Annotated in this window: 26 protein-coding genes; 13 read left to right on the plus strand and 13 right to left on the minus strand. The window is 62.6% G+C overall.

The features are described 5' to 3' along the window. The first annotated feature begins 46 nt into the window (after positions 1 to 46). The 3 genes from HGO38_RS14595 (at position 47) to HGO38_RS14605 (ending at position 3,076) form a co-directional block, all read left to right on the plus strand. A complete protein-coding gene (locus tag HGO38_RS14595) occupies positions 47 to 1,213 on the plus strand; it encodes a D-alanyl-D-alanine carboxypeptidase family protein (RefSeq protein ID WP_502941563.1) in 1,167 nt (388 codons plus the stop codon). A gap of 121 nt (positions 1,214 to 1,334) precedes the next feature. Beyond that, a complete protein-coding gene (tmk, locus tag HGO38_RS14600; protein WP_250956632.1) occupies positions 1,335 to 2,054 on the plus strand; it encodes a dTMP kinase in 720 nt (239 codons plus the stop codon). Next, a complete protein-coding gene (locus HGO38_RS14605; protein WP_250956633.1) occupies positions 2,051 to 3,076 on the plus strand; it encodes a DNA polymerase III subunit delta' in 1,026 nt (341 codons plus the stop codon). The genes tmk and HGO38_RS14605 overlap by 4 nt, the downstream gene beginning before the upstream one ends. A 10-nt stretch (positions 3,077 to 3,086) precedes the next feature. Here the strand turns inward: HGO38_RS14605 and HGO38_RS14610 are convergent, their stop codons facing one another. Then, positions 3,087 to 3,830, minus strand: coding sequence for a sulfite exporter TauE/SafE family protein (locus tag HGO38_RS14610; RefSeq protein WP_250956841.1), 744 nt, complete (start codon positions 3,828 to 3,830; stop codon positions 3,087 to 3,089). Positions 3,831 to 4,093: 263 nt separating this feature from the next. On the opposite strand from HGO38_RS14610, the gene metG reads away from it, so the two are divergent. From metG to HGO38_RS14625, 3 genes are read left to right on the plus strand one after another with little or no spacing between them, the layout of a single operon-like run. After that, positions 4,094 to 5,653: a methionine--tRNA ligase gene (metG, locus tag HGO38_RS14615; RefSeq protein WP_250956634.1), complete on the plus strand. Its 1,560-nt coding sequence runs from the start codon at positions 4,094 to 4,096 to the stop codon at positions 5,651 to 5,653. 8 nt (positions 5,654 to 5,661) lie between these two features. Continuing rightward, complete coding sequence (locus tag HGO38_RS14620; RefSeq protein ID WP_250956635.1) at positions 5,662 to 6,441, plus strand: TatD family hydrolase; 780 nt, start codon at positions 5,662 to 5,664, stop codon at positions 6,439 to 6,441. Positions 6,442 to 6,444: 3 nt separating this feature from the next. Then, on the plus strand, positions 6,445 to 7,272 hold the full coding sequence (locus tag HGO38_RS14625; protein ID WP_250956636.1) for an MBL fold metallo-hydrolase: 828 nt from the start codon (positions 6,445 to 6,447) through the stop codon (positions 7,270 to 7,272). Positions 7,273 to 7,469: 197 nt separating this feature from the next. Here the strand turns inward: HGO38_RS14625 and HGO38_RS14630 are convergent, their stop codons facing one another. Continuing rightward, positions 7,470 to 8,651, minus strand: coding sequence for an MFS transporter (locus tag HGO38_RS14630; protein ID WP_250956637.1), 1,182 nt, complete (start codon positions 8,649 to 8,651; stop codon positions 7,470 to 7,472). A gap of 320 nt (positions 8,652 to 8,971) precedes the next feature. Here HGO38_RS14630 and HGO38_RS14635 point away from each other — a divergent pair, with 320 nt between their 5' ends. Further along, complete coding sequence (locus HGO38_RS14635; protein WP_250956638.1) at positions 8,972 to 9,406, plus strand: DUF4864 domain-containing protein; 435 nt, start codon at positions 8,972 to 8,974, stop codon at positions 9,404 to 9,406. Between the two features lie 116 nt (positions 9,407 to 9,522). Here HGO38_RS14635 and tgt read toward each other — a convergent pair whose 3' ends face one another. From tgt to coaD, 5 genes are all read right to left on the minus strand, one after another. Continuing rightward, positions 9,523 to 10,653 carry a tRNA guanosine(34) transglycosylase Tgt gene (gene tgt, locus HGO38_RS14640; protein WP_250956639.1) on the minus strand — a complete coding sequence of 377 codons (1,131 nt, stop codon included), beginning with the start codon at positions 10,651 to 10,653 and terminating at the stop codon, positions 9,523 to 9,525. Then, positions 10,650 to 11,735, minus strand: coding sequence for a tRNA preQ1(34) S-adenosylmethionine ribosyltransferase-isomerase QueA (gene queA, locus HGO38_RS14645; RefSeq protein ID WP_250956640.1), 1,086 nt, complete (start codon positions 11,733 to 11,735; stop codon positions 10,650 to 10,652). The genes tgt and queA overlap by 4 nt, the downstream gene beginning before the upstream one ends. Before the next feature lie 79 nt (positions 11,736 to 11,814). Continuing rightward, positions 11,815 to 12,324 (minus strand): peptidylprolyl isomerase, encoded by a 510-nt coding sequence (locus HGO38_RS14650; protein ID WP_168474092.1) that lies wholly within the window; start codon positions 12,322 to 12,324, stop codon positions 11,815 to 11,817. Between the two features lie 39 nt (positions 12,325 to 12,363). Next, entirely contained in the window at positions 12,364 to 12,933 is a 570-nt protein-coding gene (locus HGO38_RS14655; RefSeq protein WP_250956641.1) for a peptidylprolyl isomerase, read from the minus strand. 34 nt (positions 12,934 to 12,967) lie between these two features. Beyond that, a complete protein-coding gene (gene coaD, locus HGO38_RS14660; protein WP_250956642.1) occupies positions 12,968 to 13,462 on the minus strand; it encodes a pantetheine-phosphate adenylyltransferase in 495 nt (164 codons plus the stop codon). Positions 13,463 to 13,794: 332 nt separating this feature from the next. Between coaD and HGO38_RS14665 the strand changes: the two genes are divergently transcribed. Both HGO38_RS14665 and HGO38_RS31040 read left to right on the plus strand, forming a co-directional pair. Next, on the plus strand, positions 13,795 to 14,061 hold the full coding sequence (locus HGO38_RS14665; RefSeq protein WP_250956643.1) for a hypothetical protein: 267 nt from the start codon (positions 13,795 to 13,797) through the stop codon (positions 14,059 to 14,061). A gap of 71 nt (positions 14,062 to 14,132) precedes the next feature. Continuing rightward, entirely contained in the window at positions 14,133 to 14,267 is a 135-nt protein-coding gene (locus HGO38_RS31040) for a hypothetical protein (protein ID WP_284739424.1), read from the plus strand. Positions 14,268 to 14,441: 174 nt separating this feature from the next. Here the strand turns inward: HGO38_RS31040 and gyrA are convergent, their stop codons facing one another. Continuing rightward, complete coding sequence (gyrA, locus tag HGO38_RS14670; RefSeq protein ID WP_250956644.1) at positions 14,442 to 17,246, minus strand: DNA gyrase subunit A; 2,805 nt, start codon at positions 17,244 to 17,246, stop codon at positions 14,442 to 14,444. 235 nt (positions 17,247 to 17,481) lie between these two features. On the opposite strand from gyrA, the gene HGO38_RS14675 reads away from it, so the two are divergent. Both HGO38_RS14675 and HGO38_RS14680 read left to right on the plus strand, forming a co-directional pair. Then, entirely contained in the window at positions 17,482 to 18,108 is a 627-nt protein-coding gene (locus tag HGO38_RS14675) for a MarC family protein (RefSeq protein ID WP_250956645.1), read from the plus strand. A gap of 46 nt (positions 18,109 to 18,154) precedes the next feature. Then, entirely contained in the window at positions 18,155 to 18,754 is a 600-nt protein-coding gene (locus tag HGO38_RS14680; RefSeq protein WP_250956646.1) for a GNAT family N-acetyltransferase, read from the plus strand. Positions 18,755 to 18,872: 118 nt separating this feature from the next. Here the strand turns inward: HGO38_RS14680 and HGO38_RS14685 are convergent, their stop codons facing one another. Together HGO38_RS14685 and HGO38_RS14690 are read right to left on the minus strand one after the other, a co-directional pair. Next, positions 18,873 to 19,790: a 5'-methylthioadenosine/S-adenosylhomocysteine nucleosidase gene (locus HGO38_RS14685; protein ID WP_250956647.1), complete on the minus strand. Its 918-nt coding sequence runs from the start codon at positions 19,788 to 19,790 to the stop codon at positions 18,873 to 18,875. 148 nt (positions 19,791 to 19,938) lie between these two features. Continuing rightward, on the minus strand, positions 19,939 to 20,469 hold the full coding sequence (locus tag HGO38_RS14690) for a single-stranded DNA-binding protein (RefSeq protein ID WP_250956648.1): 531 nt from the start codon (positions 20,467 to 20,469) through the stop codon (positions 19,939 to 19,941). Between the two features lie 262 nt (positions 20,470 to 20,731). Between HGO38_RS14690 and uvrA the strand changes: the two genes are divergently transcribed. Continuing rightward, positions 20,732 to 23,653, plus strand: a complete 2,922-nt coding sequence (gene uvrA, locus HGO38_RS14695) for an excinuclease ABC subunit UvrA (RefSeq protein ID WP_250956649.1) — start codon at positions 20,732 to 20,734, stop codon at positions 23,651 to 23,653. A 7-nt stretch (positions 23,654 to 23,660) separates the two neighbouring features. Here uvrA and HGO38_RS14700 read toward each other — a convergent pair whose 3' ends face one another. Beyond that, positions 23,661 to 24,047, minus strand: a complete 387-nt coding sequence (locus tag HGO38_RS14700; protein ID WP_250956650.1) for a type II toxin-antitoxin system VapC family toxin — start codon at positions 24,045 to 24,047, stop codon at positions 23,661 to 23,663. Beyond that, positions 24,044 to 24,316 carry a type II toxin-antitoxin system Phd/YefM family antitoxin gene (locus HGO38_RS14705; protein ID WP_250956651.1) on the minus strand — a complete coding sequence of 91 codons (273 nt, stop codon included), beginning with the start codon at positions 24,314 to 24,316 and terminating at the stop codon, positions 24,044 to 24,046. The genes HGO38_RS14700 and HGO38_RS14705 overlap by 4 nt, the downstream gene beginning before the upstream one ends. A gap of 64 nt (positions 24,317 to 24,380) precedes the next feature. On the opposite strand from HGO38_RS14705, the gene HGO38_RS14710 reads away from it, so the two are divergent. After that, complete coding sequence (locus HGO38_RS14710) at positions 24,381 to 25,181, plus strand: DUF72 domain-containing protein (RefSeq protein WP_250956652.1); 801 nt, start codon at positions 24,381 to 24,383, stop codon at positions 25,179 to 25,181. Positions 25,182 to 25,200: 19 nt separating this feature from the next. Here HGO38_RS14710 and HGO38_RS14715 read toward each other — a convergent pair whose 3' ends face one another. Then, positions 25,201 to 26,703 carry an NAD(P)H-hydrate dehydratase gene (locus tag HGO38_RS14715; RefSeq protein ID WP_250956653.1) on the minus strand — a complete coding sequence of 501 codons (1,503 nt, stop codon included), beginning with the start codon at positions 26,701 to 26,703 and terminating at the stop codon, positions 25,201 to 25,203. Positions 26,704 to 26,939 lie beyond the last annotated feature (236 nt).

The following is a 26,939-nucleotide window of genomic DNA, read 5'->3' on the forward strand; positions in this document are numbered from 1 at the left end:
GTCGCCGCGACGCCAAGGCGGGCGGAGGCGAGGGAAGGGCGGAGTTTTGCGCAAGGGTTTCAGTCTCCTCACAGCCGCCCTGCTGCTGGCCGCATTTGCGGTCTTTCCCAGCGCTTCCCAGACGGTTCAGGCCGGCTTTGAAAGCCGTGCCGGCCAGGCCCTCCTGATCGAGGCGGACACCGGCACGGTGCTTTATGCCAAGAACGAGGCGCAGCCGATTGCCTCGGCCTCGCTTGCCAAGCTGATGACCATGGAACTGGTGTTTGCAGCGCTGAAGGCCGGCGAGCTCAGCGCCGACACGGAATTTCCGGTCTCCGAACATGCCTGGCGCACCGGCGGCGCGCCGTCGCGCACAGCAACAATGTTTGCGGCGCTGAAATCGCGCATCCGGGTCGAGGATCTGGTCAAGGGCGTCACCGTGCAGATGGCCAATGATGCCTGCATCATTCTCGCCGAAGGCATGGAAGGCAGCGAGGAGAAATTTGCCGAGCGCATGAATGCGCGGGCCAAGGCGCTCGGCCTCAAGGAGACGGTCTTTGCCAATGCGACGGGGCTGCCCAATCCGCTCAACAAGACCAGCGCCCGCGACATGGCGCTCTTGGCCCGCCATATCGTTTCGAGCTATCCCGATCCGTATCGCCTCTATGCGCTGTCCGAATTCGAATGGAACAAGATCCTGCAGCGCAACCGCAACCCGCTGCTCGCCATGGACATCGGCGCCGACGGCTTGCTGACCGGCTATGCCGAAGAGAGCGGCTATGCCATCGTTGCCTCGGCGACACGGGACGGCGTGCGGCTGTTTCTGGTCATGAGCGGGCTTGCCAGCGACAAGGAACGCACCGAGGAAGCGGCCCGCGTGCTCAATTGGGGGCTGACCAGCTTCGAGCGCAAGCGGGTGTTCGAGGCCGGTGAGGTGATCGGCGCGGCCAGCGTCTATGGCGGCGCGGCCTCCAGCATCGACCTCATCGCCAAGGCGCCCGTCGAGATCTTCGTGCCCATCGCCAATCCCGAGCGGCTCTCGGCCCGCATCGTCTATCGCTGGCCGCTGTCGGCACCGGTCGCGGCGGGCGATCAGGCGGGCGTGCTGCGGATCTTTTCCGGCGAGCGGCTGCTGCGCGAGGTGCCGTTGCAGACGGCGGCCGCCGTCGAGCCGGGGTCGCTGCGCCGCAAGGCGACCGATGCCCTGCTGGAGCTGCTGTTTTTCTGGCTGTGACGCGCTGTCGACAAGATGGCCGCACAATAGGCCGGGATCTGTCCGTTCGGGCGGTTCCCTGTATGGGGTTCTTGCGCTACACAAAGCTCGATTAACAAGCCTTCGGGCGGGAAAAGGCATCGTGTCGATCGGTACGGGATTATTCGTGAGTTTCGAAGGCGGCGAGGGGGCGGGCAAATCGACCCAGATCGCCCGCCTGGCCGAGGCTTTGGCACGACAGGGCGTGAGGGTGCTGAAGACCCGCGAACCCGGCGGTTCGCCGGGCGCCGAGGCGCTGCGCCATGTGCTGTTGTCGGGTGCGGCGGAAGAATTCGGCATCCGCATGGAGGCGATCCTGTTTGCCGCGGCCCGCAGCGACCATGTCGAAACCCTGATCCGGCCGGCCCTCGTCAGCGGCACGGTGGTACTCTGCGACCGCTTCATGGATTCGTCGCGCGTCTACCAGGGCGTCACCGGCAATCTGGAACCGGAATTCATCACATCGCTGGAGCGGGTGGCGGTCAACGGCGTGACGCCGGATCTGACCGTGATCCTCGACCTGCCGGCTGCCGTCGGTCTTGCCCGCGCCAAGGCCCGCAGCGATGCGGCGGCGAGTGCGCCGGCAGCGCCCGACCGGTTCGAGCGCGAGGAGATCGAAACCCACGAGAAGCGCCGTCAGGCCTTTCTGGACATCGCGGCCGCCGATCCGCAGCGCTGCAAAGTGATCGATGCCCGCCAATCGGTCGATATGATCGCGCAGGCGATCCTCACCCATGTGCAGCCGCTGTTGCACAAGCGTGGTCACGGCGCTGTCGCAGCGGAGCGGAGCGCCGGCCGGCCCCAGACGGAACGTGTCGAATGAGTGCTGAACAATCCGGCCTGCTCGACGGCGCCCTGGCGCCGGCGCAAAACCCAAAACTGTTCGGCCACGAGGCGGCGGAAGCGTTCCTGGCGCAATCCTACCGCTCGGGAAAAATCCATCATGCGATCCTGATCGAAGGACCGGAAGGCATCGGCAAGGCGACGCTTGCCTTCCGCTTTGCCCATCATGTGCTGACCCATTCGGATCCGGCCACGGCGCCGGAGCATATCGCCGATCCTGACCCGATGTCGTCGGTCGGCCGGCAGATCGCCTCGGGCGCCTCGCACAATCTGCTGCATCTGACCCGACCGGTCGACGAGAAAACGGCTAAGGTCAAGCAGGCGATCACCGTCGACGAGGTGCGCCGCGCCGGGCATTTCTTTGCCCAGACATCCGGCACCGGCAATTGGCGGATCGTCATCATCGATCCGGCCGACGACCTCAACCGCAATGCCGCCAACGCCATTCTGAAGGCGCTCGAAGAGCCGCCGAAGCGGGCACTGTTCCTGGTGCTGTCGCACGCGCCGGGCAAGCTGTTGCCGACCATCCGCTCGCGCTGCCTGCCGCTCAAACTATCGCCGCTCGACGAGACCGCCATGGGCCGGGCGCTCGGCAATCTCGGGCTGGCACCGGCGGGCGACGATCCGGCCGGCATTCTGGCACTGTCGAAAGGCAGCGTCGCCCAGGCCCTCAAGCTCTTGAACTATGGTGGCGCCGACATCATCGCGGCGTTTCGCGCCGTTCTCTCGGCCGAGGGCGCCGATGCGCGCCGCGAAATGCATAGGCTTGCCGATGCGCTGTCGGCCCGCGATACCGAGGTGATCTTCAACTTCTTCAAGGAGCAACTTGGCGACTATCTGATCGACCGCGCCAAGGCCGCGGCGGCGGCCGGCGACCTGTTTTCGGCCGATCGCTTTGCACGATTGTCGGTATCGATCGGAGAGCGGATGGCGGTCAGCGCCGCCTACAATCTCGACCGCAAGCAGACCCTGCTCGAGGTGCTGGGGGAAGTGGCGCGGTAGCCCCTGACCCTCAGGAGGCGATCAGCTTGGCGCCAACCACGGCCAGCGTGATGGCCAGAATGATGCGCACCAGCCTTTCGGGCATGCGCGGCGCCAGGAAGCTGCCGAGGATGATGCCCGGAATGGAGCCGACCAGCAGGGCCAGCAGCATGAACCAGTCGATCTCGCCGATCAGCCAGTAGCCGATGCCGCCGACGAAGGTCAGCGGGATGGCATGGGCGATGTCGGAGCCGACGATCTCCTGGATGGCGGTTCTGGGATAGAGCAGCAGCAGCATGGTGACGCCGATGGCGCCGGCCCCGACCGAGGTCATGGTGACGACGAAGCCGAGCACCAGGCCCAGTATCAGCGTGTAGGTGGCAATGGCACGGCTGGAGGGCAGGCGGTGGGTTTTGACCCAGCGGGTCTTGGCTGCCATGATGGCACCGCGAAAGATCAGGATGGCGGCGGTCAAAAGCAGCATCCAGCCGAGCGCCGTGGTCAGCGTCGAGACGGCATTCATGTCGGTGCGGTCTATGCCGCTCATCAGCCATAGGGTGAGGAGGGCGGCCGGAATGCTGCCGAGCGCCAGCAGGCCGGTCATCTGCCAGTTGATCTTGCCGTGGCGGTGATGGACGGCGGCACCCGCCGTCTTGGTGATGGCGGCATAGAGCAGGTCCGTACCGACGGCCATGGCGGGATGGACGCCGAACAGCAGGACCAGCAGCGGCGTCATCAGCGAGGCGCCACCGACGCCGGTGATGCCGACCAGCATGCCAACGCAGAAGCCGGTGACCGAAAAGAGCGGATTGAAAGGACCGTCAAAAAACAAATGCTGTCCCCGCTGGATGCAATCAGAAAATCATCGGCTCGATCTCCGCGTTAAGCCGGGGCTCATTGCCTGTCAAGGCGCGGACGGAGCGCCGGAACAGGCAAAACGGCACGCGGCCGCGAAACTTGCTGTTCCACCCAACCGAAACATGGGGTAAGAGCGGCTTCTATACATTTGCAAAGCCAGTTCCGGATCTGATGCTTCCCATGACAGACACTTCGCCCTTCTACATCACCACCGCGATCTCCTATCCCAACGGCAAGCCGCATATCGGCCATGCCTATGAGCTGATCGCCACCGATGCCATGGCGCGCTTCCAGCGGCTGGACGGGCGAGACGTGTTCTTCCTGACCGGCACGGACGAACACGGGCAGAAGATGCAGCAGACGGCACGGGCCGAGGGCATCACACCGTTGGAACTGGCAACACGCAATTCCGACGAATTCCGCGCCATGGGCCAATTGCTCAACGCCTCGAACGACGATTTCATCCGCACCACCGAAGAGCGTCACCACAAAACCGTGCAGGAAGTCTGGCGCCGCATGGCGGCCAATGGCGACATCTACAAGGATAGCTATGCCGGCTGGTACTCGGTGCGCGACGAGGCCTATTACCAGGAAGAGGAAACCGAACTGCGCGCCGACGGCGTGCGCACCGGGCCGCAGGGAACGCCTGTCGAATGGGTCGAGGAGGAGAGCTATTTCTTCAAGCTGTCGGCCTATGAGGACCGGTTGCTGAAGCTCTATGACGACCAGCCCGATTTCATCGGCCCGAACGAGCGGCGCAACGAGGTGGTGTCCTTCGTCAAGTCCGGCCTCCGAGACCTGTCGATCTCGCGCACCACGTTTGACTGGGGCATTCCGGTGCCGGGCGATCCCAAGCACGTGATGTATGTCTGGGTCGATGCGCTGACCAATTACATCACCGCGACCGGCTATGTCGAAGACGAGAACGGCCCGCGCGCCAAATACTGGCCGGCCGACGCCCATATCATCGGCAAGGACATCATCCGCTTCCACGCGGTCTACTGGCCGGCCTTCCTGATGTCGGCCAAGCTGCCGCTGCCCAAGAAGGTGTTCGCCCACGGCTTCCTGCTCAACAAGGGCGAGAAGATGTCGAAATCGCTCGGCAATGTCGTCGATCCGGTCAATCTAGTCGACCATTTCGGGCTCGACCCGGTGCGCTACTTCTTCATGCGGGAAGTCTCGTTCGGCCAGGACGGCAGCTATAGCGAAGAGGCGATCGCCACCCGCATCAATGCCGATCTCGCCAATGGTATCGGCAATCTGGCCAGCCGCTCGCTGTCGATGATCGTCAAGAATTGCGACGGCCAATTGCCGGCGCCGGGACCGCTCAGCGACGAGGACAAGGCGATGCTGTCTGCTGCCGACGGCATGCTGGCAATCTGCCGCGAGGAGATGAGCAAGCAGATGATCCACCGCGCCGTGGCGGCGATCATCGGCACGGTGTCGGAAGCCGACCGCTATTTTGCCGGCCAGGCGCCCTGGGCGCTGAAAAAGACCGATCCGGCCCGCATGGAGACCGTGCTCTACGTGACGGCCGAAGTGGTGCGCCAGATCGCCATCCTGCTGCAGCCGATCATGCCGGACAGCGCGGCGAAACTGCTCGATCTGGTGGCGGTGCCTGCGGACAAGCGCAGCTTCGCCTCTCTCGGCGAGGCCGGTCGCCTGACGCCGGGAACGGCGCTGGAGACCCCGGCGCCGGTGTTCCCGCGTTATGTGGCGCCCGAAGCGGCGAAGGCCTGAGGGTAAAGATGCTGATCGATACCCATTGCCATCTCGACTTTGCCGATTTCGACGCCGAGCGCGACGAGCTGGTGGCGCGGGGCCATGCGGCCGGTGTCGCGCAGATGGTGACCATTTCGACGCGGGTCAGAAAGCTCGACACGCTGCTGGCCCTGACGGAGCGCTATCCGACCGTGTTCTGCTCGGTCGGCACCCATCCCAACAATGCCAACGAAGAGCTTGACGTCACCACTGAGGACCTGGTGCGGCTGGCCCAGCATCCGAAAGTGGTGGCGATCGGCGAGGCGGGGCTCGACTATTTCTACGACACGCAGAAGCCGGAAGACCAGAAAACCGGGCTCACGCGCCATATTGCGGCGGCGCGGCAGACCCAATTGCCGCTGGTGATCCATGCCCGCAGCGCCGACGACGACATGGCGGCGATCCTGACCGCGGAAATGGGGAAGGGGGCCTTCCCTTTCATCCTGCATTGCTTCTCCTCCGGTGCGGATCTGGCGAAGACCGGCGTTGAGCTTGGCGGCTATATATCGTTTTCCGGTATCCTGACCTTTCCGAAATCGACCGAATTGCGCGATATCGCCAAGACGATACCGCTCGACCGGCTGCTGGTCGAGACCGATGCGCCGTATCTGGCGCCAAAACGCTGGCGGGGCAAACGCAACGAGCCGTCCTATGTGGTCAATACGGCCGAGGTGCTGGCCGAGACCATGGGCTTAAGCTTCGAGGAGATGGCGAAGATCACCACCGACAATGCCTTTCGCTGCTTTTCCAAGATGCCGAGGCTCTGACCGATGGGTTTTCTGCGGCGCTTCACGATCCTCGGCTGCTCGTCGTCGCCCGGCGTGCCGCGGATCAATGGCGACTGGGGCGCCTGCGATCCGGGCAATCCGAAAAACCGTCGGACCCGTGCGTCCTTCCTGATCGAGCAGATCGGACCCGATGGCGGCAAGACCACAGTTGTTGTCGACACGGGCCCGGATTTCCGCGAGCAGATGATTGCAGCGCGGGTCGCCCATGTCGATGCGGTGATCTACACCCATGCCCATGCCGACCACCTGCATGGTATCGACGACCTGCGCGGCTATTTCCACACACAGCATCACCGCATCCCGATCCATGCCGAGCCGGAGACCATGGAGCGGATCCGCCTCGGCTTCGGCTATTGCCTTGAGACGCCGCCGGGCAGCAGCTATCCGCCGATCGTGCTGCCGACGATCATCGAGGATCTCGACCGCCCGATCACGATCGACGGCAAAGGCGGCGCGATCGCGCTGCTGCCGCTGGTCCAGCAACATGGCGACATCACGTCGCTGGGCCTGCGGATCGGCGACGTGGCCTATTGCTGCGACGTCAGCGATTTTCCCCAATCGACGATCGACAAGCTGTCCGGTCTCGACGTGCTGATCATCGACGCGCTGCAATACCGCTTCCATCCGAGCCATCTGTCGCTGGAACAGGCGCTCGGCTGGATCGATCGCTTCCAGCCCAAACGCGCCATCCTGACCCATATGCATATCCCGCTGGACTACGCGACCGTGATGGCGGAAACGCCGGAGCATGTCGAACCGGCCTATGACCAGATGGTGTTCGAGTTTGAGATCGACGACAGCGCGATCTGACGGAAAAGTCTGAGGATACGGCGCCAAGTGCTTGATCGGGCCGAGTTTTTTGGCATCAGCGCTGGCGGCCATTGCACCGGGGTTCTGGATCTTTTCAGCCGTTTTAGTTCCATAATCTATCTTATGCGATCTTTGCGTAGCGGCGGGTGGGTTCTATTTCCAAGTGCGACAGGACGCGGATCGCCTTCCAAATCCCATCACTTTGCCGGCGTCGTCCCTTGTCGTGATCGCCGGGTTAGCAGCGGCCGCCTGCCTTCTGCGACCGGCGCCATGATGACGCTGAGGACCGTCAGCGGCAGCAGGATGAGAAAGCTGGCGGTGATGCCGAAATGTTCGGCGATGGCGCCGAGCACGGGTGGAATGCCGAGCGTCGAGACCAGCATGGTCAGCGACAGCGCCGCCAGGTTTTCCGCCGGACTGCGCTGGCCGCCGAGATTGGCGACGGTGGCAACGGCCATCGGATAGTTGAGCGCCACGCCACAGCCGATCAGCGCCAGGCCGAGGCCGCCGGCAAGCTGGCCGCCGACCAGCAATAGCAGAATGAGGCCTAAGGCCACCAGCAAAGCGGAACCCTGGACGAGATGCTGCGGGCGGAACGTGTCGCGCAAGCGGTCGCCGATCAGCCGCGTGAAACCCATTCCGACGGTGAAACAGGCGTAGAGCAGCCCTGCCCTTGCCGGATCGCCGGTGATTTCTTCCTGGATGAAGAAGATGCCCCAATCGTAGATGGCGCCCTCGATAATGCCGATGCCGATAATCAGCAGCGCGATCAGCAGGATAGCCTTGTCGGGCATCACGAAGATCGTCGCCTTGGCACCCGATTGCGCGATCCAGGGCGCGACTGCGGGCGGCGTGATGCGCAGGATCAGCAGGCAGCAGAGAAGCACAAAGGCGCCGGCACCGGCCAGGTGGACGGCGGCACTCGTTCCCCATCCCGCCAAGAGGCCGGAGGCGATGGTTCCGACCAGCAGGCCGATCGACCAGAAACCGTGGCTACGGGCCAGGATCTTGACGCCGCTTTGCTGCTCGATGCCGGTCGAGACCATGTTCTGCGCCACTTCCAGAATGGTGCGGATAAAGCCCATCAGCACCAGACCCAGCACGACCGCGTAAAACGGCACCAGTGCCAGTACCGGGATCAACAAGGCCAGCAGGGCCAGCATCAAGGCGGCAGTGCGACGCGGGCTCAGCGCGTTGTTGATCTTGCCGGCCAGCGGCAGCGCCAGGAACGTGCCGAGCGGCACGGCAAGCAAGGCCGCCCCGAGCATGGCCTTGTCGATGCCAAGCCCCGCCTGAATGTCGGGCAGCCGGGTGAACAATGAAATGAACAGGATGGAATTGCAGAAGAACATCAAGGCAGGCGGCGCGAGCATGCGCATGGCGAGACATATCCGACTAGAGCATGTCGTCCGAAAGTGGGCACCGGTTTCGCGACAACGACATGCGACACAAAAGAGAGGAAGCGTCTGGACGCGAATCTCAAAGATCGCGACAGGCTTTCGGCAAATCGACGGGATGGACCGAACCGCAACCGGTTCGCAATGTTGCGTCGCACAAGCGTCTTGAAAGCGCAAGGCGGGCGGTCTGGCCCTGCCGCCCAATTCGGCGTGAGAGCCGGCTTTTGCACCCGCCCTTTTCGAATCGTCGAACTGCTCTATACTTGTTTAGGATCACGTGAAAAACCAGAAGGGGAATTGCCATGCATGCCGGACTTTCCAGTACCTTCGCTTTCCTTGGATTTTTATCTGTTGGCCTGTTGCAGCCGGCGCAGGCCGATGACAGGACCGATGCCGCACGCCTGGCGATTTCCGGCCAGATCTCGGCCTTTCTGAACGACGATGCGGAAAAGGCCTATTCCTTCGCCTCCCCGGATATCAAGGCGCGGTTTCCCGATGCGGAGCGGTTTTTCGACATGGTCAAGCAGACCTATACGCCCGTTTATCGCCCCGGCAACTATGCCTTTGGCCGCGCCAAGTTCGTGGCGGACGGCAATCGGGCCTATCAGGAAGTTCTGATTTCCGGCAAGGACGGCAAGGACTGGGCGGTCTATTACGATCTGATGCGCCAGCCGGACGGCCGTTACGTGATCAATGGCGTCAAGATGACCGTCGACACGCTGAGCCGCGGCATCTGAGCCATCAGAGCGGCCGAGGCGCCTGCTGGAGCATTTCCGGCGAAAACGGAACCGCCATCAATGCTCTATCTCTTTGTTCTGACGCAAAACCGGTTCAGACTTTTGCTGGAATTGCTCTACCGGGCCTCGATATCGCCCCTCGCCCACATGTCCTGGGTCTCGGCCATGAAATCGGCAAAGCGGCCCTCGTCCAGCGCCTTGCGGATGCCCTTCATCAGGTCCTGGTAATAGGACAGGTTGTTCCACGACAGCAGCATGCCGCCCAGCGCCTCGTTGGAGCGCACCAGATGGTGCAGGTAGGCGCGCGAATAATCGCGGGCGGCCGGGCAATCGGATTCCTCGTCCAGCGGCCGCATGTCCTCGGCGTGGCGGGCGTTGCGGATATTGACCTTGCCGCGGCGGGTAAAGGCCAGGCCATGGCGGCCGGAGCGGGTCGGCATGACGCAGTCGAACATGTCGATGCCCTCAGCCACCGATTTCAGCATGTCGTCCGGCGTACCGACGCCCATCAGGTAACGCGGCTTTTCGGTCGGCAGCACCGGCAATGTGACATTCAGCATCTGCAGCATGACGTCCTGCGGCTCGCCGACCGCCAGGCCGCCGATCGAATAGCCCTTGAGGTCGAGATCCTTCAAGGCTTCGGCCGAGCGGATGCGCAGCTTTGGGATATCGCCGCCCTGGACGATGCCGAACATCGCCTTGCCGGGCTGGGTGCCGAAGGCAACACGGCAGCGCTCGGCCCAGCGCAGCGACATTTCCATGGCGCGCTCGATCTCCTTGGGCTCGGACGGCAGCGCCACGCATTCGTCGAGCTGCATCTGGATATCGGAGCCGAGCAGTCCCTGGATCTCGATCGAGCGTTCCGGCGACATGTGATGCAGGCTGCCGTCGATATGGCTCTTGAAGGTGACGCCCTGCTCGTCCAGCTTGCGCAGGCCCGACAGCGACATGACCTGGAAGCCGCCGCTGTCGGTGAGGATCGGATGCGGCCAGCGGATCAGCTCATGCAGGCCGCCGAGGCGGGCGACACGCTCGGCGCCCGGCCGCAGCATCAGGTGATAGGTATTGCCGAGAATGATATCGGCGCCGGTGTCGCGGACCTGATCGAGATACATGGCCTTGACGGTGCCGACGGTGCCGACCGGCATGAAGGCCGGCGTGCGGATGGTACCGCGCGGCATGGTGATCTCGCCGAGCCGGGCCCGGCCCTCGGTCTTCTTCAGGGTGAACTGGAAATTGTCGGTCATTTCAAGGCTTTCCGGAACAGGAGGCTGGCGTCGCCATAGGAATAGAAACGGTAGCCGTCGGCAATGGCATGGGCATAGGCGGCGCGCATGGTGTCAAGCCCGGCAAAGGCCGAGATCAGCATGAACAGCGTCGACTTCGGCAGATGGAAATTGGTCATCAGCAGGTCGACCGCTTTGAAGCGGTAGCCGGGCGTGATGAAGATGCCGGTGGCGCCCGACCAGGGCGTGATGGTGCCGTCGTCCTCAGCCGCACTCTCGATCAGCCGCAGCGAGGTGGTGCCGACGCAGACTATGCGGCCGCCCCTCGCCCGCACAGTATTGAGGGCGGCTGCGGTCTTCTGCGAGACATGGCCGGTTTCCAGATGCATCTTGTGATCGTCGGTATCGTCGGCCTTCACCGGCAGGAAGGTGCCGGCGCCGACATGCAGGGTGACGAAATGGCGCTCGACGCCTGACGCATCGAGCCTCTCAAACAGGTCCGGCGTGAAATGCAGGCCGGCGGTGGGCGCGGCCACGGCCCCCTCCTCCCGCGCGTAGATGGTCTGGTAGTCGGCACGGTCCTGCCCGTCTTCCGGGCGCTTGGCGGCGATATAGGGCGGTAAAGGAATGTGGCCTGTCGTGGCGATGGCGGCGTCGAGATCGGGACCGGAGAGATCGAAGGTAAGCGTGATTTCTCCCGCCTCGCCCTTTTCCGTGACGGTGGCGATCAGTTCGCCGAGCAGGCAGGTCTCGCTGCCCTTGCCGAACACCACGCGGTCGCCCGCCTTGATACGTTTGCCGGGCCGGGCGAAGGCCAGCCAGCGGTTAGGCCCGACGCGCATGTGCAGCGTCGCGGAAACCGGCGTCTGTTCGGCGCCATCGCGCAGGCGGACACCTTCCAACTGGGCCGGAATGACCTTGGTATCGTTGAAGACGAGGGCGTCGCCGGGTCTGAGATAGGATGGCAGGTCGAAGACGTTACGGTCCTCGAAAGCGGCCTGTTCCGGCCAGACGATCAGCATACGGGCGCTGTCGCGCGGGCTGGCTGGCCGCAGCGCAATATTGTCATCGGGCAGGTCGAAATCGAACAGGTCTACGCGCATCGGAAATCACGGGCATTGGAGAAACGCGAAACCCGCCCGAATGCCAAGCACACGGGCGGGTTTGCAATCAGATACGACTTCAGGCGTCGGCAGCGACCTTCATCGAGACGATCGAGTCGGGGTCGCGCACGGGCTCGCCCTTCTTGATCTGGTCGATGATGTCCATGCCTTCCATGACCTGGCCCCAGACAGAATACTGCTTGTTGAGCCAGGGGGCATCGGTGAAGCAGATGAAGAACTGCGAATTGGCCGAGTTCGGGCTCTGCGAGCGGGCCATGGAGCAGGTGCCGCGGATATGGGAGGTCGCGGAGAATTCTGCCTTCAGGTCGGGCTTCGACGAGCCGCCCATGCCGGCGCGGGCCGGGTTGAAGCTTTCGCCACCCTGCTTGCCGAACTGTACGTCGCCGGTCTGGGCCATGAAATCGGGAATGACGCGGTGGAAGACGACGCCATCATAGGCACCTTCGCGCGACAGTTCCTTGATGCGGGCGACATGCTCGGGCGCCAGTTCGGGCAGAAGGGCGATGACGACCTTGCCCTTGGTGGTTTCCATGATGATGGTGTTTTCGGGATCCTTGATCTCGGCCATGTTATTTCTCCTTGGTGCGGGATTGCGCCCGTTTTGGTATTATTTTCTGCCGACCGTGACCTTGATCATACGGTCGGGATCGGTGACTTCGCCATTGCCGCCCTCACCGCGCTTGATCTTGTCGACATAATCCATGCCGGCGATGACCTTGCCGACGACCGTGTACTGGCCGTTCAGGAAGCCGCCATCGCCAAACATGATGAAGAACTGCGAATTGGCCGAATTCGGATCCTGGCTGCGCGCCATGCCGACCGTGCCTTTTTCGAAGGGGGTGTTGGAAAATTCGGCCGGCAGGTCGGGCAGGCTGGAGCCGCCGGTTCCGGCACGGCTGGCATCGAAGCCATTTTCCATGTCGCCATACTGGACGTCGCCGGTCTGGGCCATGAAGCCGTCGATCACCCGGTGAAAGGCGACATTGTCATATTCGCCCTTCTTGGCGAGTTCCTTGATCTGCGCGACATGTTTTGGCGCGATATCGGGCAGCAGTTCGATGACAACAGGACCGTCCTTCAGCTGGATCGTCAGGAAATCGTCTTCGCCGGCAAAGGCACTGACGGCCGATGATGCGAGAGCAATGGCGCCAACAAAGGCGAGATGAAGCAGTTTCATGGGGGCTCCATAGGCTATGAATTAAAAGAAAGGCTCACGTCTTGAGCTTTGACTGCAGAGCCCGCAGCACGGCCGCGGGCACGAAGGCGCTGACATTGCCGCCCATGGCGGCGATTTGCCGGACCAATGTGGCGGTAATGGGCCGGGAGGCCGTTGCCGCGGGTAAGAAAATCGTCTGCAGGTCGGGCGCCATCTGGTTATTCATGCCGGCCATCTGCATCTCGTAGTCGAGATCGGTGCCGTCGCGCAGGCCGCGCACCAAGAGTCTTGCGCCGTGTTGGCGGGCCGCATCGACGGCGAGGCCGTCGAAAGACACCACGGAAATCCTGGCGGCCCGATCGGGAAAAGCGTCCGCCAGGCTCTGGCGGATCAACTCGGCGCGCTCCTCATAAGAAAATAGCGGCGGCTTGCCGGGATGAATGCCAATCGCCACGATCACTTCAGGCACGACGTTCAGCGCCTGAACAAGAACGTCCAGATGTCCGTTGGTTATCGGATCGAAGGAGCCTGGATAGAATGCTTTGGTCATGGCAGCCCGAGGAGTGGATTTTCTCGCCTTTTGTCATGGAAGAACCGGGACCGCAAGCAATTTAGGCATTGTTGCGGCGCGGGCCGCGTGAACCGCCGATGAACGCGCCATTCAGCACGATTTCAGGGCAAGCGTGTCAATAATGACACCCAGATCCTGATTTTATTGTTCGGTGCAACATATGCTTGCTGTTCTTGTAATCCTTGCGATATTGGCGTCGCTGCTTATCGAAATCGTCGTCTCGCTCGTCCTTGATGCCGAGCTGCCGCCCTGCCCAAATCGGCTCGGGTGCCGGCGCTCGAACATGAACGAGAGATGAACGAAGCGTTAAGGTGAGCTTCAGGCCGGCTGTCTTATTAAGAATTGCAAGAAACAACGGAACCAATCTCATTCCTGAGGGTTTTTCGCCTGAGGTCGATGATGCTTCCTACGAAGGAATAAATCCGATGCCCGATAAAGTGACGATGATCAATCTTGTATGGATGGCCATGATGGGCGCCATGCTTGCTACCTCACTCGGCTTTCATACCAGCGAAGATGAAGGCGGCACGTTTTACGGACCGCCGATTACCGCTCGGTACCACAGCTTCGGACACTGAAGCTTAAACATATTCGGTTAAAACAGCCCAGTCTGCCGTCACGGCACACGCCGAACCGGAAAGGAAGACCTATGTTCGTAACGCTAGCCGTACTTGCCGCGCTGATCAGCGCCATGTTTGTTGCGTCCGTGGCTTCCACGGTTTCGGCGCTGCGGCGCGAACGCGATGATTTCAAGAGCATGGTCGAGCGCCACAAGGCGTTCTGATCGAACCGGCGGACGATATCGCCTCCAGTATCGCTCTGCCGATCATAGCGGCTCGTCGGGATCCACACCGTCCAGCCTGACATCTCAGACCAGTCCTCCCCTCCTGAACCAGCATGGAGAGCAGGTTTTCAAAGCCCGCCGGACAACCGTCCGGCGGGCTTTTGTTATGCCGAATTATTCCTGCGGCGTAGTGTCGTCGGCTTCCGGCAGATCGGACTGTCCGGGCTCGGCGACGACCGTTGCCTCATCCTCGACCGCGCCGACCTCGTCATCGCCTTCCGGCTCGCTGATGCGCTCGACGGACACGACTTTCTCGTCCTTGGCGGTCGAGAAGATGGTGACGCCCTTGGTGGCGCGGCTGGCGATGCGGATGCCGTCGACCGGCACGCGGATCAGCTGGCCGCCGTCGGAGACGAGCATGATCTGGTCCTTGTCCTCGATCGGGAAGGCGGCGATCAATTCGCCGATCTCGCCGGTCTTCGACGTGTCGGTGGCGCGGATGCCCTTGCCGCCGCGACCAGAAATGCGGAAGTCGTAGGACGAAGACCGCTTGCCGTAACCCTTCTGCGAGACCGTCAGCACGAATTGTTCGCGCGCCTTCAGTTCCTCATAGCGCTGGTCGTCGAGCTGACCTTCTTCCGTCACCTCTTCGCCGACCAGGGCGATATCGTCCTCATCCACGCCGCTGGCGCGCCGCTCGACGGCCGAGCGCTTCAGATAGGCGGCCCGTTCCCATGGCTCGGCATCGACATGGCCGAGGATGGTCATCGAGATGATGCGATCGCCATCGGCCAGCACGATACCGCGAACGCCGATCGAATTGCGGCCGGCAAAGACGCGCACGTCATCGACCGAGAAGCGGATGGCCTGGCCGAGCGCCGTGGTCATCAGCACGTCGTCCCGTTCCGTGCAGGTTTCGACCGACAGGATTTCGTCGCCGTCGTCTTCCAGCTTCATGGCGATCTTGCCATTGCGGTTCACCTGGATGAAGTCGCTCAGCTTGTTGCGCCGCACCGTGCCGCGGGTCGTGGAGAACATCACGTCGAGATTGGCCCAGCTTGCCTCGTCCTCGGGCAGCGGCATGATCGTGGTGATGCGCTCTCCCGGTTCGAGCGGCAGCATGTTGATCAGCGCCTTGCCGCGCGAGGTCGGCGTGCCGATCGGCAGGCGCCAGACCTTCTCCTTGTAGACGATGCCGCGCGACGAGAAGAACAGCACCGGGGTGTGGGTATTGGCGACGAATAGCCGGGTAACGAAATCCTCGTCGCGGGTCGCCATGCCGGAGCGGCCCTTGCCACCGCGACGCTGGGCGCGATAGGTGGCGAGCGGCACGCGCTTGATATAGCCGAGATGGGAGACGGTCACGACCATCTCCTCACGGGCGATCAGGTCCTCGTCGTCCATTTCCAGGCCGCCGTCGATGATCTCGGTGCGGCGCGGCGTGCCGAACTCGTCGCGCACGGCGATCAGCTCGTCCTTGACGATGGTCTGGATGCGCAGGCGCGACGACAGGATATCGAGATAATCGCTGATTTCAGCGCCGATCTTGTTCAATTCCTCGTCGATTTCGTCGCGACCAAGGGCGGTCAGGCGGGCGAGGCGCAGTTCGAGGATGGCGCGGGCCTGTTCCTCGGAGAGGTTATAGGTCGCGTCCTCGTTGATACGATGGCGCGGATCGTCGATCAGCTGGATCAGGGCTTCGACATCGGAGGCCGGCCAGCGGCGGGTCATCAACTGCTCGCGCGCCGTCTGCGGATCGGGCGCATTGCGGATCAGGCGGATGACCTCGTCGATATTGGCAACGGCAATGGCCAGGCCAACCAGGACATGGGCGCGGTCGCGCACCTTGCGCAACAGGAACTTCGTTCGCCGGCTAACAACCTCCTCGCGAAAGCTGATGAAAGCCTTCAGCATGTCGATCAGCGTCATCTGTTCCGGCTTGCCACCGTTCAGTGCCACCATGTTGCAGCCAAACGAGGTCTGCAGCGGCGTGTAGCGATAAAGCTGGTTGAGGATCACCTCGGCATTGGCATCGCGCTTCAGCTCGATGACCACCCGGTAGCCCTGGCGGTCGCTTTCGTCGCGCAGGTCGGAAATGCCCTCGATGCGCTTTTCGCGCACCAGATCGGCCATTTTCTCGATCATCGTCGCCTTGTTCACCTGGAAGGGAACTTCGGTGATGATGATCTGCTCGCGGTCGTTGCGCATCGGTTCGATGCGGGCCACGCCGCGCATGATCACCGAGCCGCGGCCGGTCTCATAGGCCGAGCGGATGCCGGCGCGGCCGAGGATCAGCGCGCCTGTCGGGAAGTCGGGACCGGGAATGATCTGCATCAGGTCCATCAGATCGATGGCCGGGTTGTCCATCAGGGCGATGCAGCCGTCGATCACTTCGACGAGATTGTGCGGCGGGATATTGGTCGCCATGCCGACGGCGATGCCGCCGGCGCCATTGACCAAGAGGTTCGGGAACTTCGCAGGTACGACCGACGGCTCGCTCATCGTGCCATCGTAGTTATCGCGGAAATCGACCGTTTCCTTGTCGAGGTCGTCCAAGAGCGAATGGGCGGCCTTCTGCAGGCGGCACTCGGTATAACGCTGGGCGGCCGGAGGATCGCCGTCGATCGAGCCGAAATTGCCCTGGCCGTCGATCAGCGGCAGGCGAAGCGACCAATCCTGCGCCATGCGGGCCAGCGCGTCGTAGATCGCCGAGTCGCCGTGCGGATGGTATTTACCCATCACGTCACCGGTGACGCGGGCCGACTTGACGTATTTCTTGTTCCAGTCGATGCCCATCTCGCTCATCGAGAACAGGATACGGCGATGCACGGGCTTGAGACCGTCCCGGACGTCGGGAAGGGCGCGGCTCACGATGACGCTCATCGCGTAATCGAGATACGACCGCTGCATTTCCTCCATGATGGAAATCGGCTCGATGCCTTGCGGGAACTTGCCGCCGGAAGTGTTTTGCTCAGTCAAATCAGGTCACGATCTTTTTTCGGAATCACTGGGGCGTTTATAGCGGAAAGGGCGCGCGAGCGCCAATTTCGCCGGAGGTTTTGAACAGGCTTTTGCGGCTGCCCGAAGGCAGAACCGCCATTTGCCAGAGGTATAGCGGATGGCCGGCCTTGCCAAGGGCTGGTCGCAGGCTCCACAATGGAGCCAGTGCCGATGTTCAAGCGGCAGGCTTTGGCGATCGGGCAGAGGGTGGACCATGGCAGGTGCCGAAGCATTGATCAACGCATTCACGACGATCCTGGTCACCGTCGACCCGCCGGGCCTGGCACCGCTGTTCCTGGGCCTGACCCAGGGCATGTCGCGCGCCCAGCGCCGCCAGGTAGCGGTGCGCGGCTCGGTGATCGCCTTTGCCATCCTGGCGATGTTTGCCGTGTTCGGGGCCAGCGTGCTCGGCCTGCTCGGCATTTCCATGGGCGCCTTCCGCATCGCCGGCGGCGTCATGCTGTTCTACATCGCCTTCGAGATGATTTTCGAGAAGCGGCAGGAGCGCAAGGAAAAGACCACCGACAATGCCATCACCAAGGACCACATCCACAATCTCGCGGTCTTTCCCCTCGCCCTGCCGCTGATCGCCGGGCCGGGCGCCATCTCCGCCACCATCCTTTTGGCCGGCGCCATGCCGGGCGCCGTCGAGCGCAGCCAGCTGATCGGCGTGATCGCCGTCTGTCTCGGCCTGGTGTTTGCCGCCTTGGTGATCGCCGACCGCCTCGACCGCCTGCTCGGCATGACCGGACGGGCGATCCTGACACGGCTGCTCGGCGTGCTTCTGGCGGCCCTCTCCGTGCAGTTCGTCGTCGATGGCGTCAAATCCGCCTTTGCCTGAACGGGCCCTTTCCATCCAAACGAAACACAATATTGGAGTGTTCTGAATGTCAGTCTGGCCGGATCTTTTCACGGTTGAAGGCGATTACGTCTCCGTCGTACCCCTGACGATGGCGCATCATGACGACCTTTATGAAGCCGCCGGCGACGGTGAGCTGCATCGCCTCTGGTACACGATCGTGCCGGAGCCGGCCACCGTCGCCGCCGAGATCGAACGGCGGCTCAGGCTTCGCGCCAGCGGCTCCATGCTGCCGTTCGCCGTGGTCGACATGGCAAGCGGCAAAGCCGTTGGCATGACGAGCTATATGAACATCGATGCGGCAAACCGCAGAGTTGAAATCGGCTCGACCTGGTATCGCCAGTCCATGCAGCGCGGCCCGCTCAACACCGAATGCAAACTGCTGCTGCTGCAACATGCCTTTGAAAGCCTTGGCTGCATCGGCGTGGAGTTCAGGACGCATTTCATGAACCATCAAAGCCGCCGGGCGATCGAGCGGCTCGGCGCCAAGCTCGACGGCGTGCTTCGCTCGCATATGGTGATGCCGAATGGCACCATCCGCGATACCGCCGTCTATTCGATCATCCCGTCGGAATGGCCCGCCGTCAAAGCCAATCTGAGGTGGCAATTGGAGAAGCCAAGGCCATAATAGTCCGAGACTTTGCATTCAGGCGTCCCCCATTGCCGAGCGGGTCTGTTTCCCCTCGGCAATGGGCGGAAAAAGGAGCCGCCCGCCCCTGTTCGAGGATGGGCGATCCGTTACCAGATCAGGGTAGTGCTGCCAGGAAGGCCTGGACCAGCCTGGCCGAATTGGCCGAGGCCAGCGCGAAGAAGACGCCCATTTCGTTTTCCCCCTCGCCGCCGCCGGCCAGGTCCGACAGGCTGCGGAAGGCGATGAACGGCACGCCATTGCTATAGGCGACATGGGCTGTGGCCGCACTTTCCATGTCCAGCACCTGCGCCTCGAACGTCTTGAAGGTGAATTCCCGGAATGCCGCATTGTCGACGAAGGCCGGACCGGACACGCCATTGCCACCCACCACGACTTTCGGCTGATGGGACAGGCATTTGTCCGCGCCGGCACATTTTTCCAAAGTGACCTTACCCGCCACCTGGCGCGCCGTCTCCAGCAGCTTCCCGTCGACCGGAAACCAGAAGCGGTCTTCGGGCTCGGTGGAGCCGTCGCGCACCACTTCGCTTTCATTGGGATAGATCATCCCAAAATTGGGGAACTGGGTATCGAGGAACGGCGGAATGGCAAACGTGCCTTTCTCAGTCTCCCGGGCAAAGATCGCCTCGAGATATTGCCCCCATTGCGCGCTGACGACGACATCGCCGATCGAAAGCGAAGGATCGACACCGCCGGCGATGCCGGAAAAGACGATCGCCGTGATGTCGAAATAGTCAATTGCCTGCTGGGTGGTCATGGCGGCGTTGACCATGCTGACGCCGCTCAGGAACAGCACCACGTCTTTGCCATTGAGCGAGCCGGTCACGAAGCGCCGGCCGTGCACCACATGCTCCTGCGGGTCCTGCAAGACCTTCAGCAACACCTGCCATTCGGGCTCGAAAGCCGACATCACCGCAATGCGCGGCTTGTCATCCAGCAGGGGCGCGGCAGTAACTGGGTGTGCAGCCGCGCTCAAAAATCCGAGCGCGGTCACGATTGGGCCAATATGTCTCATGAAAAATCCTCGTTTGAAAACAAGGATAATCACTTGCAATAAGCATGCCAATCATGGTGGCCGAATAAGATCATCATACCGAGTTTCGCCAGACGACCAAGGTCATCCGACGCGCCAGGGCGGTTGTCCCGAAGTGTGACCGCCCCGATCAGAACGGGATGTCGTCGTCGAGATCGCGTGAGAAATTGCCGGCCGGAGGAGCGCTGGCGCCGCCGCGCGATGCATTGCCGCCGCCGCGGGCCGGCGTGGCCTGGCTGTAATCGTCGCCGCCGCCGCCATAGCTGCCGCCAAAATCGCCGCCGCCACGCGAAGCGCCCTGACCGTCGCCGCGACCGCCGAGCATGGTCAGCGTCGAATTGAAGCCCTGCAGGACGATTTCGGTCGAGTAACGATCCTGGCCGCTCTGGTCCTGCCACTTGCGGGTCTGCAGCGCGCCTTCGATATAGACCGTCGCGCCCTTCTTCAGATACTGCTCGGCGACCTTGCAGAGACCTTCATTGAAGATCACCACGGTGTGCCATTCGGTCTTTTCCTTGCGCTCGCCGGTATTGCGGTCCCGCCAGCTTTCCGACGTGGCGATGCGCAGATTGGCGATCGGCTTGCCGTCCTGGGTGCGGCGGATTTCCGGGTCCGCACCGAGATTGCCGATCAGAATTACCTTGTTGACGCTGCCAGCCATAACACTCACCTTGCTGCCGCCCATCGACGGCGTCTCAAAACAGAATTTTTCCCACCTTAAACCATAACGGTCGCTGCGTGGCCGTCGTTCCTTCGTCATCCACAGCGAAAAATGTTCTTGGTATGTTCTAGCTTTTCGCTATCATCCTGTCAACCGAATCGACGACTCCCAGCGATTTCGGCCGACAAACGCGCATTGCGCCTCGACAGGGGCGTTCCCATGACTAAATAAGGACTGACCTCCTCCCATACGAGCCTTATCCATGAGCGAACTGAAGACCATTTCCATCCGCGGTGCCCGCGAGCACAATCTCAAGGGGATCGATCTCGATCTGCCGCGCAATTCGCTGATCGTGATGACCGGGCTGTCGGGATCCGGCAAATCGTCACTGGCCTTCGACACGATCTATGCCGAGGGGCAGCGTCGTTATGTCGAGAGCCTGTCGGCCTATGCGCGGCAGTTTCTCGAGATGATGCAGAAGCCGGATGTCGACCAGATCGACGGGTTGTCGCCGGCCATTTCGATCGAACAGAAGACCACGTCGCGCAATCCGCGCTCGACGGTCGGCACGGTCACCGAAATCTACGACTATATGCGCCTGCTGTTTGCCCGCGTCGGCATTCCCTATTCGCCGGCCACCGGCCTGCCGATCGAGAGCCAGACCGTCAGCCAGATGGTCGACCGGATACTGGCCTATGAGGAAGGCACGCGGCTGTTCATCCTGGCGCCGATGATCCGCGGCCGCAAGGGCGAATACAAGAAGGAATTCGCCGAGCTGATGAAGAAGGGCTTCCAGCGCGTCAAGGTCGACGGGCAGTTCTACGAGATTGCCGACGTGCCGGCGCTCGACAAGAAATACAAGCACGATATCGACGTGGTGGTCGACCGCGTCGTGGTGCGCTCGGATATCGCCTCGCGGCTGGCCGACAGCCTGGAGACCTGCCTCAGGCTCGCCGACGGGTTGGCGATCGCCGAATTTGCCGACAAGCCGCTGCCGGCATCGGACACCTCGGCCGGCGGCTCGGCCAACAAGTCGCTGAACGACACCCATGAGCGGGTGATGTTTTCGGAAAAATTCGCCTGCCCCGTTTCCGGCTTCACCATTCCGGAAATCGAGCCGCGGCTATTTTCCTTCAACAATCCGTTCGGCGCCTGCCCGTCCTGCGATGGGCTCGGCAGCCAGCAGAAGATCGACGAGGCGCTGATCGTTCCCGAAGCGGAGCGGCGCATGAATGACGGGGCGATTGCGCCCTGGGCGAAATCCTCGTCGCCCTACTATAACCAGACGCTGGAAGCGCTGGGCAAGGCCTTCGGCTTCAAGATGTCGAACCGCTGGTCGGACCTGTCGGAAGCCGCGCAGCATGCTATCCTGCATGGCACGGAAGACAAGATCGACTTCCACTATGCCGATGGGGCGCGCTCCTACACGACCACCAAGACATTCGAGGGCATCGTTCCCAATCTGGAGCGGCGCTGGAAGGAGACCGACAGCGCCTGGGCCCGCGAGGAGATCGAACGCTTCATGTCGGCCGCCCCCTGCCCGGCCTGCAAAGGCTATCGGCTGAAGCCGGAGGCGCTGGCGGTCAAGATCAACGGCTTGCATATCGGCCAGGTCACCGAAATGGCGATCCGCAATGCCGGCACTTGGTTCGAGACTTTGCCGGCAACGCTGACCGACAAGCAGAACGAGATCGCCGTGCGTATCCTCAAGGAAATCCGCGAGCGGCTGCGCTTCCTCAACGATGTCGGGCTCGACTATCTCTCGATGTCGCGCAATTCCGGCACCCTGTCGGGCGGCGAAAGCCAGCGCATTCGGCTGGCGTCGCAGATCGGCTCGGGCCTGACCGGCGTTCTCTACGTGCTCGACGAGCCGTCGATCGGCCTGCACCAGCGCGACAATGCGCGACTGCTGGAAACGCTGAAGCACCTGCGCGATATCGGCAATACGGTGATCGTCGTCGAGCATGACGAAGACGCCATCATGACCGCCGATTACGTGGTCGATATCGGCCCGGCCGCCGGCATCCATGGCGGCCATGTGGTGGCCGAGGGCACGCCGGCCGAGATCATGGCCAACCCGAAATCCCTGACCGGCAAATATCTCTCCGGCGAGCTGGGGGTCAGCGTGCCGGCAACCCGGCGCAAGCCGAAGAAGGGCCAGCAGATCAAGGTGGTCGGCGCGCGTGGCAACAATCTCAAAAATGTCACGGCGGCGATACCGCTCGGCGTCTTCACGGCGGTGACCGGGGTTTCCGGCGGCGGCAAGTCGACCTTCCTGATCGAGACGCTCTACAAGGCGGCGGCGCGGCGCGTCATGGGGGCGCGGGAAAACCCGGCCGAGCATGACCGCATCGACGGCTTCGAATTCATCGACAAGGTGATCGATATCGACCAGTCGCCGATCGGCCGCACGCCGCGTTCCAACCCGGCCACCTATACCGGCGCCTTCACGCCGATCCGCGACTGGTATGCCGGCCTGCCCGAGGCAAAAACCCGCGGCTACCAGCCGGGGCGCTTCTCCTTCAACGTCAAGGGCGGCCGTTGCGAGGCCTGCCAGGGCGACGGCGTCATCAAGATCGAGATGCACTTCCTGCCCGATGTCTATGTCACCTGTGACGTCTGCCACGGCAAGCGCTACAATCGCGAGACGCTGGATGTGACCTTCAAGGGCAAGTCGATCGCCGACGTGCTGGATATGACGGTCGAGGAAGGGGTCGAGTTCTTCTCGGCCGTGCCGGCGGTGCGCGACAAGCTGCAGGGGCTGTTCGACGTGGGTCTCGGCTATATCAAGGTCGGCCAGCAGGCCAATACGCTGTCGGGCGGCGAGGCGCAACGCGTCAAGCTCGCCAAGGAACTGTCAAAACGCTCGACCGGCCGCACGCTCTACATCCTCGACGAGCCGACCACCGGGCTGCATTTCCATGATGTCGCCAAGCTTCTGGAAATGCTGCAGGAACTGGTCAACCAGGGCAATTCCGTCGTGGTCATCGAGCATAATCTCGAGGTGATCAAAACAGCCGACTATATCCTCGACTTCGGCCCCGAAGGCGGCGACGGCGGCGGTCAAATCGTGGCCATGGGCACGCCCGAGCAGATCGTCAAGGAGGAGCGCTCCTATACCGGTCAGTTCCTCAAAGGCCTGCTGGAGCGACGGCCGATGAAGAAGGTGGAAGCGGCGGAGTGATCCGTCGCTACCCGAGCCTGTCGATGTCAAAGCCGTCGAAGGCCCCGTCGGCGCTGATCAGGACCAGCGCGTCGAGGCTGGCCTGGGCGGCCAGCAGCCGGTCGAACGGGTCCTTGTGATCGCCGGGCAATCGGCCGGCCAGGAGGGCATGGGAGGGCGTGACGTCAAGGGTTAGAAAATTGGCTTCGCGGAGAACCGTATCGAAATTTTCGACAATCTCTCTGGCGAATTCCAGTTTTCCAAGGCGGAGCTTGTTGGCAATTTCAAAGGCCGTGACGGAACTGATATAGCGGGCAGCATTTCCGTCATCGATGGCGGCCTTGGCCTTGGAACTCAGAGTTGGGTCTGCCAACACCCACCAAAGAAAGGCATGGGTGTCGATCAGGAAACTCATTCGCCGTTGTCACCGGGAAAGGAGTATTTGCCTTCCCAGGCGTCAAGCTCATCCTGGGACATCGGCTGGAGGAACAGATCCGACGGAATCTTGTCGCGCAGGTGCGCCAAGCGGCCATAACCGCGAACGGGGTGTTTCGGCGATTGGATCGCCACCAGTTTCGCCACCGGCTCAGCGCCGCGCGCAATCACGATTTCCTCGCCCGCTTCGACGCGGGCGACGAGTTTGGACAGTTCGGTCTCGGCCTGGTGAAGGGTGACGATTGTCATTGTCCGCTCCATAACGTCTTTTACATTAGCCAATCGCACAAGGCATTTCAACGGGAGGCATTTCATGACCACAGGCACAATCCGCACCGGCATCGGCGGCTGGACCTTCGAGCCCTGGGAAGGCACGTTTTATCCTGACAAACTCACGAAGAAGAAACAGCTGGAATTTGCCAGCCGGGAACTGACGGCGATCGAGGTGAATGGCACCTATTATTCCAGCCAGAAGCCGGCGACATTTGCCAAATGGGCCTCAGAGGTGCCGGAGAATTTCGTCTTTTCGCTGAAGGCCAGCCGCTATGTGACGAACCGCAAGGTTCTGGCCGAGGCCGGCGACAGTATGGCAAAGTTTCTCGGCCAGGGCTTGAGCGAACTGGGTCCGCATCTCGGCCCGATCCTCTGGCAGTTCATGGGCACAAAAAAGTTCGAGCCGGAGGATTTCGAGGCCTTTCTGGCCATGCTGCCGAAAAGCCAGGATGGCATTCCGCTCCGCCATGTGGTCGAGCCGCGGCATGAATCGTTCTGCGTGCCCGAGTTCATCGACATGCTGGCGAAATATAATGTGGCGGCGGTGTGTGCCGACCATCACGACTATCCGATGTTTGCCGATGTGACGGCGGATTTCGTCTATTCCCGCCTGCAGAAGGGCAGCGATGATGTCGAGAGCTGCTATCCGCCCGCCGAGATCGACGCCTGGGCAAAACGGTTCAAGACCTATGCCGCGGGCGGTGTGCCCGACGACCTGACGCTGATCGCCCCTGCCCGCAAGGCCGACAAGAAGCCGCGCGATGTCTTCGCCTTCTTCATCAGCGGCGGCAAGGTCAATGCGCCGAACGGCGCGCGGCTGCTGCAGACCTCTGTCGGGTAGCTGTCACGGCCGTTGCGGGCTATGTCCGACCCGGCAGATGCACCAGAGCCGAAAACGGCTTGACGACGGCGGCCAGATCCTCGGCGGTCAGGCCCTCGCCGGCCCGCTGACCGGCCTCGCCATGCAGCCAGACGCCGGCTGCGGCCGCTTCGAAGGCCGGCACGCCCTGGGCCAGCAATCCGCCGATCATGCCGGCCAGCACGTCGCCGGAGCCGGCGGTGGCAAGCCATGGCGGGGCATTGTCGTTGATCAGGGCACGGCCGTCAGGGGCGGCGATCACCGTATCGGCACCCTTGTAGACCACGACCGCATGGGCGCGGGCCGCGGCGGCCAGGGCTCTGTCGACCTTGCCGAGAGAGGCGTCAGCGGCCAGATCGGCAAACAGCCGGGCAAACTCGCCCTCGTGCGGCGTCAGCACCAGACGGGCGTCGCCGCCGGCAAAGGCGGCAAACAACGATTGCGGATCCTCCTTGAAGGCCGTGAGGCCGTCGGCATCGAGAACCAGCAGGCGATCCTTCAGGGCCAGGGCAAAATCGCGCGCGTGCGCGCCCACGCCGAAACCGGGACCCAGCACAAAGGCGCCGCGGCGACCATCCTGCAGATAGGCCTGGAGCGCGGAGAGATCATCGACCGGCTTGACCATCACTGCGGTGGTCTGGGCGGCATTGGCCGCCATCGCCTCCTGCGGCGAGGCGAGCGTCACCAGGCCTGCGCCGACCCGCAAGCCTGACATCGCCGACAGCCGTGCAGCACCGGTGGCGGCGGATCCGCCGGAAAACACGGTCAGATGACCGCGGCGGTATTTGTGGCTGTCAGAGGTGGCTTGCGGGATTGACCGTCCCCAGATGCTCGGATGGTTGACCGACATGGCGCCGGCATGGGCCGCCACGAGGCGGGCGGGAATGCCGATGTCATAGACCTCGACCGTACCGCACAGGTCGCGGCCGGGCAGCAGCAGATGGCCCGGCTTGCGGCTCATGAAGGTCACGGTGTGGGTGGCGCGGACGGCAGCACAGCGGACCAGGCCGGTGCGGCCGTCCAGACCGGACGGCAGGTCGACGGCGATGACCGGCAGGCCGGCCGCGGCAATACGCTCGACAAGATCCGCCATGGCGGCCGGCACGTCACGGGCAAGGCCAGCGCCGAAGACTGCGTCGATCACCACGTCACCGGCAAGCGGCTGATAGGCCTCGAGCGGATGGCCGATGACGCCGCAGCGCCGGTAGGCCTTCTGCGCATCTCCCGTCAGGCGGGCGGGATCGCCAAGGTGGTGGATGGCGACAGTGGCGCCGCAGGCGGCCAGCGCCCTGGCTGCCACATAACCATCGCCGCCATTGTTGCCCGGCCCGCAGAGAACCACAAAACGCACAGCGCCGGGATAAAGCCGCAAGGCGGTCGCCGCCACCACCTCGCCGGCCTTGACCATCAATCCGAACGAATCGATGCCGGAGGCGGCCGCGGCGGCATCCACGGCGGCCATGGCATCGGGGGTCAGCAAGAGAGTACGAAGCTCTGGTTTCATGCCGGTACTAGACGCAAAAACGAGACGGAAGACAACGGCTGATATCACGTCATATCAGGGCATATTTTATGCACCTGCCTATATTTAATACAGCAAATCTCGACATCTCGGCAGGCGGCCCGAAGGAATTGTGAACGGATGGACAGATGCACCTCGGCTTCACAAAAATTAGGCAAATGGCTCTAGCCTTTTGCATGGGTTTCAGCGAGATTGCGTTGGGACGCGGAGTTTTTTGC

Origin of the sequence: Rhizobium sp. CG5 (assembly GCF_023701945.1) — a bacterium.
In the GTDB taxonomy this organism is placed as follows: Bacteria; Pseudomonadota; Alphaproteobacteria; order Rhizobiales; family Rhizobiaceae; genus Allorhizobium.

Excerpts from the sequence above, each read along its gene's own strand:
- HGO38_RS14610 (WP_250956841.1), bottom strand. The coding sequence starts at position 3,830 with ATGCTGGTCGGCATCACCGGCGTCGGTGGCGCCTCGCTGATGACGCCG.
- HGO38_RS31040 (WP_284739424.1), top strand. The coding sequence starts at position 14,133 with ATGTTCGTAACGCTAGCCGTACTTGCCGCGCTGATCAGCGCCATGTTT.
- HGO38_RS14630 (WP_250956637.1), bottom strand. The coding sequence starts at position 8,651 with ATGCGCATGCTCGCGCCGCCTGCCTTGATGTTCTTCTGCAATTCCATC.
- HGO38_RS14625 (WP_250956636.1), top strand. The coding sequence starts at position 6,445 with ATGGGTTTTCTGCGGCGCTTCACGATCCTCGGCTGCTCGTCGTCGCCC.
- HGO38_RS14710 (WP_250956652.1), top strand. The coding sequence starts at position 24,381 with ATGACCACAGGCACAATCCGCACCGGCATCGGCGGCTGGACCTTCGAG.
- HGO38_RS14675 (WP_250956645.1), top strand. The coding sequence starts at position 17,482 with ATGGCAGGTGCCGAAGCATTGATCAACGCATTCACGACGATCCTGGTC.
- HGO38_RS14690 (WP_250956648.1), bottom strand. The coding sequence starts at position 20,469 with ATGGCTGGCAGCGTCAACAAGGTAATTCTGATCGGCAATCTCGGTGCG.
- queA (WP_250956640.1), bottom strand. The coding sequence starts at position 11,735 with ATGCGCGTAGACCTGTTCGATTTCGACCTGCCCGATGACAATATTGCG.
- HGO38_RS14605 (WP_250956633.1), top strand. The coding sequence starts at position 2,051 with ATGAGTGCTGAACAATCCGGCCTGCTCGACGGCGCCCTGGCGCCGGCG.
- HGO38_RS14705 (WP_250956651.1), bottom strand. The coding sequence starts at position 24,316 with ATGACAATCGTCACCCTTCACCAGGCCGAGACCGAACTGTCCAAACTC.
- HGO38_RS14680 (WP_250956646.1), top strand. The coding sequence starts at position 18,155 with ATGTCAGTCTGGCCGGATCTTTTCACGGTTGAAGGCGATTACGTCTCC.
- HGO38_RS14620 (WP_250956635.1), top strand. The coding sequence starts at position 5,662 with ATGCTGATCGATACCCATTGCCATCTCGACTTTGCCGATTTCGACGCC.
- HGO38_RS14635 (WP_250956638.1), top strand. The coding sequence starts at position 8,972 with ATGCATGCCGGACTTTCCAGTACCTTCGCTTTCCTTGGATTTTTATCT.
- coaD (WP_250956642.1), bottom strand. The coding sequence starts at position 13,462 with ATGACCAAAGCATTCTATCCAGGCTCCTTCGATCCGATAACCAACGGA.
- HGO38_RS14655 (WP_250956641.1), bottom strand. The coding sequence starts at position 12,933 with ATGAAACTGCTTCATCTCGCCTTTGTTGGCGCCATTGCTCTCGCATCA.
- HGO38_RS14685 (WP_250956647.1), bottom strand. The coding sequence starts at position 19,790 with ATGAGACATATTGGCCCAATCGTGACCGCGCTCGGATTTTTGAGCGCG.
- tgt (WP_250956639.1), bottom strand. The coding sequence starts at position 10,653 with ATGACCGACAATTTCCAGTTCACCCTGAAGAAGACCGAGGGCCGGGCC.
- HGO38_RS14715 (WP_250956653.1), bottom strand. The coding sequence starts at position 26,703 with ATGAAACCAGAGCTTCGTACTCTCTTGCTGACCCCCGATGCCATGGCC.
- uvrA (WP_250956649.1), top strand. The coding sequence starts at position 20,732 with ATGAGCGAACTGAAGACCATTTCCATCCGCGGTGCCCGCGAGCACAAT.
- HGO38_RS14650 (WP_168474092.1), bottom strand. The coding sequence starts at position 12,324 with ATGGCCGAGATCAAGGATCCCGAAAACACCATCATCATGGAAACCACC.
- HGO38_RS14700 (WP_250956650.1), bottom strand. The coding sequence starts at position 24,047 with ATGAGTTTCCTGATCGACACCCATGCCTTTCTTTGGTGGGTGTTGGCA.
- metG (WP_250956634.1), top strand. The coding sequence starts at position 4,094 with ATGACAGACACTTCGCCCTTCTACATCACCACCGCGATCTCCTATCCC.